The 11,641-nt window shown below is 74.5% G+C and carries 11 protein-coding genes; 7 read left to right on the top strand and 4 right to left on the bottom strand.

Going from position 1 to position 11,641, the window contains the following annotated elements:
* Position 1: 1 nt before the first annotated feature.
* Positions 2-1,045 carry an amidohydrolase family protein gene (locus LN652_RS21525; protein WP_230442618.1) on the bottom strand — a complete coding sequence of 348 codons (1,044 nt, stop codon included), beginning with the start codon at positions 1,043-1,045 and terminating at the stop codon, positions 2-4.
* 179 nt (positions 1,046-1,224) lie between these two features.
* Between LN652_RS21525 and LN652_RS21520 the strand changes: the two genes are divergently transcribed.
* The 4 genes from LN652_RS21520 (at position 1,225) to LN652_RS21505 (ending at position 5,905) form a co-directional block, all read left to right on the top strand.
* Positions 1,225-2,763, top strand: a complete 1,539-nt coding sequence (locus LN652_RS21520; protein ID WP_230442617.1) for an AAA-type ATPase lid domain-containing protein — start codon at positions 1,225-1,227, stop codon at positions 2,761-2,763.
* Positions 2,764-2,874: 111 nt separating this feature from the next.
* Entirely contained in the window at positions 2,875-3,906 is a 1,032-nt protein-coding gene (locus tag LN652_RS21515) for an acyl-CoA dehydrogenase family protein (protein ID WP_230442616.1), read from the top strand.
* A complete protein-coding gene (locus tag LN652_RS21510; protein WP_230442615.1) occupies positions 3,903-5,210 on the top strand; it encodes a bifunctional PIG-L family deacetylase/class I SAM-dependent methyltransferase in 1,308 nt (435 codons plus the stop codon). The genes LN652_RS21515 and LN652_RS21510 overlap by 4 nt, the downstream gene beginning before the upstream one ends.
* Complete coding sequence (locus tag LN652_RS21505; protein ID WP_230442614.1) at positions 5,207-5,905, top strand: glycosyltransferase; 699 nt, start codon at positions 5,207-5,209, stop codon at positions 5,903-5,905. The genes LN652_RS21510 and LN652_RS21505 overlap by 4 nt, the downstream gene beginning before the upstream one ends.
* Before the next feature lie 73 nt (positions 5,906-5,978).
* Here LN652_RS21505 and LN652_RS21500 read toward each other — a convergent pair whose 3' ends face one another.
* Positions 5,979-6,638 carry a nucleotidyltransferase domain-containing protein gene (locus LN652_RS21500; protein WP_230442613.1) on the bottom strand — a complete coding sequence of 220 codons (660 nt, stop codon included), beginning with the start codon at positions 6,636-6,638 and terminating at the stop codon, positions 5,979-5,981.
* Positions 6,639-6,769: 131 nt separating this feature from the next.
* Between LN652_RS21500 and LN652_RS21495 the strand changes: the two genes are divergently transcribed.
* Both LN652_RS21495 and LN652_RS21490 read left to right on the top strand, forming a co-directional pair.
* A complete protein-coding gene (locus LN652_RS21495; protein WP_230442612.1) occupies positions 6,770-7,288 on the top strand; it encodes a chloramphenicol phosphotransferase CPT family protein in 519 nt (172 codons plus the stop codon).
* Positions 7,289-7,304: 16 nt separating this feature from the next.
* Positions 7,305-8,306, top strand: a complete 1,002-nt coding sequence (locus LN652_RS21490) for a 5'-3' exonuclease (protein WP_230442611.1) — start codon at positions 7,305-7,307, stop codon at positions 8,304-8,306.
* Positions 8,307-8,327: 21 nt separating this feature from the next.
* Here LN652_RS21490 and LN652_RS21485 read toward each other — a convergent pair whose 3' ends face one another.
* Entirely contained in the window at positions 8,328-8,651 is a 324-nt protein-coding gene (locus LN652_RS21485) for a putative quinol monooxygenase (protein ID WP_230442610.1), read from the bottom strand.
* 17 nt (positions 8,652-8,668) lie between these two features.
* Positions 8,669-9,328 carry a GOLPH3/VPS74 family protein gene (locus LN652_RS21480; protein ID WP_230442609.1) on the bottom strand — a complete coding sequence of 220 codons (660 nt, stop codon included), beginning with the start codon at positions 9,326-9,328 and terminating at the stop codon, positions 8,669-8,671.
* Positions 9,329-9,482: 154 nt separating this feature from the next.
* On the opposite strand from LN652_RS21480, the gene LN652_RS21475 reads away from it, so the two are divergent.
* Positions 9,483-11,528: a PhoX family protein gene (locus tag LN652_RS21475; protein ID WP_230442608.1), complete on the top strand. Its 2,046-nt coding sequence runs from the start codon at positions 9,483-9,485 to the stop codon at positions 11,526-11,528.
* Positions 11,529-11,641 lie beyond the last annotated feature (113 nt).

Here is an 11,641-nt window from a genome sequence, read left to right as displayed (position 1 = left end):
GTCACACCGCCGCGAGGTCGGCGGCGTCGGGCTGGCGCGGGCCCGTCTCGGTCTCGTCCGCCTCCGGCAGCCGGAGCTCGACCGGCACCTCGACGTCGTACATCGCCGCCGCGTTGAGCCCGAGGATCTTCTTCTTCTGGGCCGTGGAGATCGGGGCGTACTCGCTCAGGTCCTCGGGGATCTGGAAGTCCACGAACGACTCCACCAGCCAGCGCGGCGTCCACAGCGCGTAGTCGGAGGAGAACTGGATCCGGTCCTCGCCGATCCAGTACAGGAGCTCGCCGAGGATCTGCGCGAAGTAGCGCGGGCGGGTGTGGATGAACGGCATCGCGACGGCGAGCCCGGCGTGCACGTTGGGCTCCTGGGTGGCGATCCAGCAGAAGTCCTCGAGCCGCGGCAGCCCGCAGTGCTCGACCACGAAGGTGAGGTCGGTGAAGTCGGTGGCGACGTGGTCGACGTCCGCGACGTCGAAGGCGTCGCGGTCGAGCGGGCGGATCGTCGGGCCCTTGTGGATGTGGATGTTGGTGATGCCGAGCTCGCGGCAGGCCTCGAGGTAGCGGTAGGACCACGGGTCGTCGAGGCGCCAGCCTCGCGAGTCGCCGTGCCACTCCGCGGTGTAGAGCTTGACGCCCTTGAGGCCGAACCGCTCGGCGTCGGCGCGGAGCTGCTCGAGGCCGGCCTCGCCGTTGCGGGGGTCCCAGTGGTGGTTGTAGGTGAGCTTGTCCGGGTGGGCCGCGGCGAGCGCCGACGCCTCGGCGGTCTGTCCGAAGCCGGAGTGGTAGAACTCGCCGAGGTGGGCCGGCTGGAAGACCGCGTGGTCGACGTAGCCGTCCTCGAAGAGGTCCTTCATCAGCCGCTCGCCGCCCTGGTAGAGGTAGGACTCCTTGGGCCACACCTCCGACTCCGGCGACAGGTTGCGGTGGTAGTCGTAGAAGCAGTCGATGAACTGCTGGCCGTGCACGTTCTTGATGTTCTCCGGGCGGGCGTCCCACAACGCGATGTGGGCGTCGACGATGAAGTAGCTCTCGCCGTCCTTGGTGTACATGGGTCCTCCGTGTCGGGTGCAGGACCGGGAGTGACGCCGGTCACGTGCTGGTGCACCCGACGCTAGGCGCGACCGTGGACGGAGGGACCGGGTCGGACGTCTCAATATGAGACGGAGGTCGGATGCCCCTCCCGCGCGCGCGATGTAACGTCGGTCACATCGCGAAGGGGGTGGTTCCCGTGGCCGACGGAGCCCTTCCGGAGCGCGCCTTGCGCCACCGCGCGCTGCGGGGGTCGCTCGCCCCGACCGCCCTGGAGCCGCTGCACGGGCACGTGTCCGAGCGGCTGGTGGCGTCGTGGCAGCGCAGCGAGGACTACGGCGTCTCGCTGGAGGGCGTGGTCCCGCTCTTCACCGGCACCGTCGACCAGGAGTCGCTGTTCTTCGAGTGCGGCCGCCAGGTCCTGGCCGACCTGCACGCGACGCTGGTCGGCGAGCCGGTCTCCCTGATGCTCACCGACGCCGACGGCCTGGTGCTCAACCGGACCAGCGGCGACACCGCGCTGCTGCGCGCCCTCGACGCCGTGCACCTCGCCCCCGGCTTCGCCTACGCCGAGCGCACCGTCGGCACCAACGGCCTCGGCCTCGCCATCGCCGACCGCGTCCCCACGGTGGTCCGCGCCGAGGAGCACTACTCGCTCAGCCTGTGCGGCTACACCTGCGCCGCCGTCCCGGTCCTCGACCCGCTCACCGGCAGGCTCGAGGGGGCGGTCAACCTCACCACGTGGTCCGACCAGTCGAGCGACCTGCTCCTGGCCCTGGCCCAGTCCGCCGCCAGCACCACGTCCGCCCTCATGCTGGCCCGGTCGAGCGGTCACCGGCCGCGGCCGCCGCAGCGCGGAGAGGTCTTCCGGGTCGAGGCGCCGCGGCTCGAGCCCGGGTCGGGCACGCTCGACCACCTCGGCGGCGCCTGGCAGGAGGCGCTGGCACAGGCGGACGCCGCGATCCGGGACGGCCGCGTGGTGGCGGCCGTCGGCGAGGACGGGACCGGGCGGGCGACGCTGCTCGGCCAGGCCATGCGCCGCGCCTTCCCGCGCGAGCGGATCCTCGCCGCCTCTCCCCCGGCGCCGCAGGACAGCGAGGCGTGGATCGGCCTGTGGACCCCCGAGCTCGGCAAGCCCGACACGGGCGTCCTGCTGCGCGACGTCGACCTGCTGCCCACGTGGGTGGCCGAGCACGTCCGCGACCTCGTCGTGCGGGCCCGGGTGCAGGCCTCCGGCCGACCCGGCTCCGGACCCGGGCGGGTGCCGTTCTGCGTCACCGCCACCGGGTTCGACTCGCTGCCGCCGGCGCTCGCCGGACTGGTCGAGACCGTCGTGACCGTCCCGCCGCTGCGCGAGCGCACCGACGACGTGGTGCCGCTGGCCCACCACGTCGCACAGCGGGTGCGCGGACGCGAGGTCACGCTGACCGCGGCGGCGCAGACCGCGCTGCGGGCGTGCGGGTGGCCCGGCAACGTGCGCCAGCTGACCGACGAGGTGACCCGGGCCGCGACCCGCAGCGACACCATCGACGTGCGCCACCTCTCCGCGGAGGTGCTGTCGGGGTCGTCGCGCCGGCTGAGCCGGATCGAGGCCTTCGAGCGCGACGAGATCGTCCGCGTCCTCACCCGCCCCGGGACGTCGGTCCAGGAGGCCGCCACCGAGCTCGGGATGAGCCGCGCCACGGTCTACCGCAAGCTCGCCCAGTACGACATCCAGCTCCCGCGCGCCGGCGGCTGACGGCGACGACCGCACGCCGCCCCGCCCCCACGGAGGTGACCGTCGCGGAGAGGGCGGCCTAGCGTCGACGAGGAGCGGCGCGACCCGTCGCCGCGACCCCGAGGAGCCCCTGTGCCCGACCCCGCCGTCCTGCTCGGCGCGCCGACCGACGACGAGCGCGAGGAGCTCGAGGACCTCCTCGACCGTGCCCGCGAGGCGTCGGCCGACGTGCCCGCCGCGCTCGACCTCGCCCGGACCGTCGGGACGCAGCTGCCGACGCCCGGCTCCGGCCGGACCGCGCACCTGTGGTCCGCGCTGGCCAGCGTCGCGGCGGTCGACCTCACCGTGGCCCGCACCCTCGAGCCGCACCTCGACGCGCTGGCGATCCTCGAGCAGGCAGGACGCGACGCCGGGCCCGGTGCCTGGGGCGTCTTCGCCGCCGAGGGGCCGGGCGAGCCGTTGCGCGCGGAGCCGGACGGCGACGCGCACCTCCTCCACGGGCGCAAGCACTGGTGCTCGCTCGGCGGGGTCCTCGACCGTGCCCTCGTCAGCGCGTGGGTCGGCGACGAGCGCCGGCTCTTCGCCGTCGACCTGACCCAGCCGGGCGCCTCCGCGGTCCCCGGCACCTGGGTCGCCCGTGGCCTGGCCGACGTCGACTCGGGGCCGATCGACTTCTCCGGCGCGACGGCGTACGCCGTGGGCGCGCCGGGGTGGTACCTCGAGCGACCCGGGTTCGCCTGGGGCGGCATCGGCGTCGCGGCCGTGTGGTTCGGGGGCGCCGTCGGTCTCGCCCGGCGGATGCTCCGGGCCGCCGGCTCGCGACCGCCGGACCAGGTCGCGCTGGTCCACCTCGGCGCGGTCGACGCCGGCCTGCACGCCGCGGCGACCGTCCTGGCGCGGGCGGCGCACGACGTCGACGCCGGTCTGCTCGCCGGCGCCGACGGGTGGCGCGCGGCGCTGCGGACGCGCGAGGTCGTCGCCCTCGCCGCCGAGGACGTGCTCACCCGCGCCGCGCACGCCCTCGGCCCGGGTCCGTTGGCGACCGACGACGACCACGCACGACGGGTCGCCGACCTGGGGCTCTACCTGCGCCAGTGGCACGCCGAGCGCGACCAGGCCGCCCTCGGGCAGGAGCTGCTCCGGCACGGGGCGCGCGGGTGGTGAGCGCGCCCGACTTCCGCCACGACCGCGCCGGCACCCCCGCCACCGACTGGGACGCCGCGGTCGCCGCGCTCCCGGAGCTGGCCCTGCCCGCCGCCCGCCGCCGGGTGGTGGTGGCCGGTGCCCACCCGGACGACGAGACCCTCGGCGCCGGCGGGACGGTCCACGCCGCCGCCCGTGCCGGACGGCAGGTGCACGTGGTCTCCGCGACCGCGGGCGAGGGGTCGCACCCGCGCTCCCCGACCCACCCTCCCGGGGTGCTCGCCTCCGTCCGCCGCGACGAGCTCCGCGCGGCGACCACGGCGCTGGCCCCGGGTGCCGACGTCCGCTGCCTGGGCCTCCCCGACGGCGACGTCGCGGCCCACGAGGAGGAGGTCGTGGCCGCGCTGGTCGACGTCATCGGCACCGCCGGCTCGGACGTGGTGCTGTGCGCGCCGTGGCGCGGCGACGGCCACCCTGACCACGAGGCGGTCGGTCGCGCGGCCGCCGTGGCCGCGTCCCGCACGGACGCCCTGCTGCTGGAGTACCCCGTCTGGGCGTGGCACTGGGGCGACCCGGCCACGTTCCCGCCCGGGACGTCCCGGGTCGCGCTCGGACCCGCCGACCTCGACGCCAAGCGGACCGCGGTGTCCCGGCACGCCAGCCAGGTGGCGCCGCTGTCCCCCGCGCCGGGCGACGAGGTGATGCTCGGCCCGGACCTGCTCGCCCACTTCGCGCGACCTGCCGAGGTGTTCCTCCGGGTGCCCCCCGTCGACGACGACGCGCTCGACCGGGTGCACCGCGACGACCCCGATCCGTGGCAGGTCGACTCGCCCTACGAGCGCCGCAAGCGCGCGGTGACGCTGGCCAGCCTGCCGCGCGAGCGCTACGCCGACGCGCTGGAGGTCGGGTGCTCGGTCGGCGCGCTGGCCGTCGACCTGGCGGCGCGCTGCGACCGCCTGCTGGCGGTCGACGCCAGCGAGTCCGCGGTCGCGCTCGCCCGGAGGCGTACGGCCGACGTCGCCCACCTCGACGTGCGACGCGCGCGGGTGCCGTCGCAGTGGCCCGACGGGCACCGTGACCTGGTCTGCATCTCCGAGGTGGGCTACTTCCTCAGCCCGCGCGGGCTCGCGGAGGTCGTCGACCTCGCGCTCGGCTCGCTGACCGCGGACGGCCACCTGCTGCTGTGCCACTGGCGCCACCAGCCGGTGGGCTGGCCCCTCGCCGGTCCCGCCGTGCACGACGCGTTCCTCGCGAGCGGGGCGCCGGTCCTCGTCGAGCACCAGGAGCCCGACTTCCTGCTCCACGTCCTGGGGCGGCCGACGTGACCGCACCCGCCGCCGTCGCGATCGTCGTCCCGGCCCGCGACGAGGAGGCGCTGCTGCCTGCCTGCCTCGACGCGGTCGAGGAGGCCCGCGCCGTGCTGTGCGCCACCCACCCGGACGTGGCCACCCGCACGTTCGTGGTCCTCGACGTCTGCCGCGACGGCACCGCCGGCATCGTCGCCGCGCGTCCCGACGTGGTCGGCCTGCCGAGCCTCGCGGGCAACGTCGGTGCGGCGCGCGCCCTCGGCGTCGAGGCCGCCGCGCGCTGGGCGTCGGCGACCACCGACGGCCCGCTCTGGGTGGCCGGCACCGACGCCGACAGCGTCGTCCCGCCGCACTGGCTCGCGACACAGGTCGAGATGGCGGCCCTCGGGCGCGACCTGGTCGTCGGCACCGTCCAGCCGCGTCCGGGCGACCTCCCGGCCGACCTGCTGTCCACCTGGCACGCGGCCCACGACGCCGCCGACGGGCACCCGCACGTCCACGGCGCCAACCTCGGCTTCTCGCTGCGCGCCTACGAGCACGTCGGCGGGTTCCCGCCGCTCGCGGCCCACGAGGACGTCGCGCTCGTCGAGGCAGTCCGGCGGGCCGGGCTCGACTGGGTGGCGACCGGGGCGATCGCCGTCACCACCTCGGGTCGCCGCACCGCCCGGGCGCCGCACGGGTTCGCGGGCTACCTCGAGGGCCTCGGCGCCTGACCGGAACCCGGGACGTCATGGGATCCGGCTGCCCGGACCGCCAGATCTCGTGACGTTGTCGAACAGGCAGTGGTCAGCTGAGGACCCACGGGTGCTGCGCGTCGATCCGCGCCACGGTGTCGGACAGCCACTCCCGCGCCGTCGCGTCCAGCCGCGGGAGCGCGACCTCCGCGTCGACCCGGTCCTTCGCGCGGGCCTGGGCTGCCTTGAACATCAGCGTGACCTCCGGCCGCGCGTAGCGCAGGCCGTCCGGAGCGACCCACGTCACGTCGTCGAGGTCCTCGGTGTGTGCACCGTGCCGCTTGTTGGTCCACCGCCCGTCGGTGTCCGGCGTGAAGGGCACGTCGAGCACCCAGGGCGACCGGGCGTCGCGCCGCACCCAGACCTGACTGTCGGGACGTACGTCCGTGAACCGGTGGTCAAAGGGGCGGAACCAGCCCTCGTCGACGTTCCACGGTGTCCACCGATCGCCGAGGAACGTCCGGAATGCCTCGGAGTCGCTGGAGAGGATCGAGATGTCCATGTCCTCGTGGTCGCGGTGGACGCCGGTGAACACCTCGATGCTCCAGCCGCCGATGATCCACCACGGCCTGTCGAAGCCGTCCATGAAGTCCGCGATCGTGCGCGGGTCGAGCGGGTCCCACCCGCCGTACCAGCGGTGGAACTCGTCGGGACCGAGCGGTCCCGCCGCCCGTGGCTCCGGCAGGGGGACGTGCGACGTGTGGGGCGGCATGCCCGGATGCTGCCACGTGAACGGGGGTTCCACGGCGGGTCGAGCGGTGCACCGCGACCCGGACGTCATGGGATCCGGCTGCCCGGACCGCCGATTCCCCTGACGTCCCCAGCCCGGCGAGACTGGCGGGCGTGACGGTCGACGTGGTGGTGCTGAACGGCGGGTCGAGCGCGGGCAAGACGAGCATCGGGCGCTGCCTGCAGGACCTGCTCCCCCGCCCGTGGCTCCTGATGGGCGTGGACCGGCTCATCGAGGTCGCGCCGGCCTCGCTGGTCTCCTACGGTCCGAGCGGCGAGGTGGTCCTCGGCGAGTCCTGGCGTGAGCTGGAGACCGCATGGTCGGCGGGCGTCGCGGCCATGGCGCGTGCGGGGGCAGGGGTGATCATCGACGACGTGTTCCTCGACGGCGCCGCCTCGCAGGAGCGGACCCGGTCACAGCTCTACGGCCTGCACGTCCTGTGGGTCGGGGTGCACTGCTCTCCCGAGGCGGCCACGGCGCGGGAGCTCGCGCGCGGGGACCGGCCGGCCGGGATGGCGGCCTTGCAGGCGACCGTCGTGCACCGGGACGTCGACTACGACCTCGTTGTGGACAGCAGCACCGCCAGCGCAGAGGAGTGCGCCCGCCGGATCGCGGACCGCCTCGACGTCTAGGCTGGCGCCGATCACCATGACCGTCACCTCCCCCGACCATCGCCCGCGCCGGCTGCTGCTCGTCGTGGACGCACCGTCGCTGCTGCACCGCAACCACCACGCGCGGGCGCAGACCGGGCTGCGCGACCGGCAGGGCCGGCCGATCTGGGCGCTGCACGGGATGCTGCGCCAGATCCTGGAGTCGATCGACACCTTCGCCCCGGACGCGGTGCTCTTCGGGCTCGACGACCGCACCGGGTCGCTGCGCCGCGACGCCTACCCCGACTACAAGGCGGGCCGGGCGGAGAAGGACCCCGAGCTGGTCGACCAGCTCGACCGGGCGGGCGCGCTGCTCGACGCGCTCGGCCTCGCCACCCTGACACCGCCCGGTCTCGAGGCCGACGACGTCAACGCGTCGGGCGCGACGTGGGCCGAGCGCCACGGCTGGGACTGCGTGATCATCACCTCCGACCGCGACGCCTTCGCCCACATCAGCCCCCACACCCGGGTGCTGCGGCTCATCGACGGCGGCATCCACGGCTCGCCGCTGCTCAACCCGGCGCGGCTGTTCGACCTGTACGGCGTCCGACCGGCCAACTACCTCGCGTTCGCCGCGCTGCGCGGCGACGCCAGCGACAACCTGCCGGGCGTGCAGGGCATCGGCGAGAAGACGGCCGCGATCCTGCTCGACGTGGCGGGCTCGATGGACGCGGCCTGGGCCGACGTCGACCACGAGGAGGGGCGCAACCTCCTCGCCGCCCTCGACGACTGGGCGGCCGAGACCGGGGGCCGGCGGGTCGGCGCGAGCGTCGTCAAGCGGCTGCGCGCCGACGGCGCGCGGGAGCGCTACGACTTCAACGTCGAGATGATGTCGGGGCGCCACGACCTCGACCTCGGGCTCACCCCCGACGTGCCGGGCTCGCGGGGGCTGCTGCCGCTCGACCTCGACCGGGTGACGCGGGTCGTGGGCTTCCTCGACAACGACTTCACGACCGACCTGGCCGTGCGGGTGCTGACCGGGCGGCCGGCGTCGGCCTGACCGCCCGGTCCGCGGCGTCGGTCAGCCGACCCGCATCTCGCCGAGCTCGTTCCAGCCGGTCTGGTCGACCTCGGTGCTGACGATGTCGGGCGTGCGGGTGAGGTACTGCGGGAGGTCGCGCTGCGCGGCCTTGAAGTGGTCGGACTGCACGTGGGCGGCGCCGGCGTCGCCGTCGCGGAACGCCTCCACGAGGACGTAGGTGTTCGGGTCGGTGACGCTGCGCGACCACTCGAACCACAGGCAGCCCTCCTCGGCGTTGCAGGCCTCGGTGAAGGCCCGCGAGAGCTCGGGCCAGTCGTCGGCGTGCTCGGGCCGGACGGGGAACTTGGCGGTGATGAAGATCAACGGACTCTCCTTCTCGATCAGCTGCCCGAGACGATCACGGGCACGAGGACTGCGGTCATGACGGCGACGTTCATCGCCTGGACGGCCTTGGCGACGGCGGCGCCGGCGCGTACGTCGGTCGACACCTCCTCGATCCGGCTCTTGAGCTCGCGCTTCCCGAGGACGCCCTTCTCCTCGGCGAGCACCTTGCCGGCCAGGTCGAGGCCCTGGAGCACCGCCAGCAGCGTGGCGTCGGCAGGCTGCGGCGTGCCGCCGGCGAGCACCGTGCGCAGCCGCTCGCGCACCCGGCGCTCGGGCTCGGGGTCCAGGACGGGGTAGCGCGCGGGCACCAGCCCGAGGGCGCGCTTCTCCTCCACCCGGATCACCCCGGCGGCCGACAGCGCGGCGGCGACGTGCGCCTCGACGGCCAGCTTGCCGTCGGTGACGAGGGACGACAGCTTCCTGCCGTCCTTCTCCACCATCCGGGACAGGGCCGCGTCGAGGGCGGGGTGGCCCGTGGGCGCGGACGACACCACGCTCATCCGCGGGTCCTTGTCGTCGCTGAGCGTGATCCGCTCGGCCAGGACCAGGTCGGTCACGACGGCGGCCGCGAGGCCGTAGCCGTTCTGCGACATCGAGCTCTCGGCCTTGCCGTCGTCGCGCCGCAGCAGCAGGAACAGCTCCTCCACGATGACCATGCCGATCACCCTACGGACCCTCCCACCACACGACTCCGAGCGGCGTCCGGCAGTTCACCTGATGTGCACCTGACGTCCGCCCGGGCGTGGCCCTCGGAGAACAGGGTGGATCGGCAGCACACCCCGCACCTCACTCGGCATCGGAGACACCTCAATGACGGACACCACCTCGCGCCCGCTCCTCCCGATGGCGGGCCTGACCCACGGCAACCGCAGCCCGGTGACCTGTCACCTCCGGTGCGGCGACGCCTGCTCGGTCGCGGCCCCGAACACGACCGACACGACCTACTTCCGCGACGTCGCCGCGCAGGCCCTGCGCCGGCGGACCGTCGTCGGTGCCTCGCTGACCGCCGCCGCGATCGGCGTCGCGGCGGGCGCGCCCGCGGCGGCCCGACCGACCTCCGACCTCCGGCCCGGCCACGGCGGGCACGGCGGCCACGGGCACCCGTCGCGCGACAGGCTGGCGTTCACCGCCATCGCCCCCGTCGCCACCACCGTCGACGACGTCACGGTCCCCGTCGGCTACGAGTGGGACCCGATCATCCGCTGGGGCGACCCGGTGCTGCCCGGCGCTCCCGCCTTCGACCCGGCGGCGCAGGACCCCGAGGCGCAGGCCGGACAGTTCGGCTACAACAACGACTACCTCGACATCATCGAGACCAACCGCGCCGGCACCCGCGCGCTGCTCGTGTGCAACCACGAGTACACCAACGAGGCCATCATGTTCCCGCCCGGGACCGACCCCGAGACGGTCATCCGGACCGTGTGGGCCGCGCACGGCATGTCCGTCGTCGAGCTGCGCCGACGCCGTCGCGGCGACACCTGGCAGTACGTCCCCGGGGCCCGGCTCAACCGCCGGATCACCCTCGACACCGTCTTCTCCGTCGACGGCCCCGCCGCGGGGTCTGACCTGCTGAAGACCGCCGAGGACCCCACCGGCACGCGGGTGCGGGGCACGATGAACAACTGCTCGGGCGGCACCACCCCGTGGGGCACGGTGCTGTCCGGCGAGGAGAACTTCAACCAGTACTTCAAGGCCACCGGCACCGACCCGCGCGAGGCGCGCTACGGCCTGTCGTCGACCCAGGACGCCCGCAACTGGCGCTCGGTCGACCCGCGCTGGGACGCCACCGCCGAGGGCTACCGCAACGAGCCGAACCGCTTCGGGTGGATCGTCGAGATCGACCCGACCGACCCGCGCTCGACGCCGGTGAAGCACACCGCGATGGGCCGCTTCAAGCACGAGGGAGCGAACGTCGTCGTCAACCGCGACGGCCACGTCGTGGCCTACATGGGCGACGACGAGCGCTTCGACTACCTCTACCGCTTCGTCTCCCGCGACCGGCTGCGCGGGCGCGGCGGGAGCTGGAAGCGCCACGGCAGCCGCTCCCCGCTCGCCGACGGCGACCTCTCCGTCGCCCGGTTCACCGGCGACGGCCTCGAGGACGGCGTCAGCGACGGCACCGGCGAGTGGATCCCGCTGACCCGCGACGGCCAGTCGATGGTGCCCGGCTTCACGCTCGAGGAGGTGCTGGTCTACACCCGGCTCGCGGCCGACGCGGTCATGCCGACCAAGATGGACCGCCCCGAGGACGTCCAGCCGAGCCTGGTCAACGGGCGCATCTACGTCGCGTGCACCAACAACACCGACCGCGGCAAGGTCGGCAAGGAGGGCCCGACGGAGCCCAACCCGCGCGCGGCCAACAAGGACGGCCACGTCGTCGAGATCACTCCGACCTCCGGCGACCACACCAGCGACACCTTCGCCTGGAACCTGTTCCTGATCTGCGGCGACGCCGCCTCCGCCGGCACCTACTTCGGCGGCTGGACCGGCCCGGTCTCGCCGATCTCCTGCCCCGACAACGTCGCCTTCGACAGCGTCGGCAACCTGTGGATCTCCACCGACGGGCAGCCCAGCGCGATCAGGCTCAGCGACGGCCTGTTCAAGGTCCCGGTCGAGGGCCCCGAGCGCGGCCGCGTCCAGCAGTTCCTCGCGGTGCCGTCGGGAGCCGAGACCTGCGGGCCGGTCATCCACGACCGTGACGGCTCCGTCTTCGTCGCCGTCCAGCACCCGGGCGAGGACGGCACGTGGGACGCGCCCCAGTCCCGCTTCCCCGACTTCGTCCCCGCGGGCGGCACGGCACTTCCCGGCCAGTTCGCCGGTCCGCGGCCCACGGTGGTCCAGGTGACGCGCCGCTGAGGCGCCCGCTGACCCGCACCTGACCACCCCGTCGACCACGGGCCGGACCCCACCCCCGGCCCGTGGTCGGCCCCTGCCCCGATCCGTTCGCCACCTCGGCACCGCGAAGGACT

The organism is Nocardioides okcheonensis, from assembly GCF_020991065.1.
Lineage (GTDB): Bacteria > Actinomycetota > Actinomycetes > Propionibacteriales > Nocardioidaceae > Nocardioides > Nocardioides okcheonensis.
This window is presented reverse-complemented; position numbering and strand designations above follow the sequence as displayed.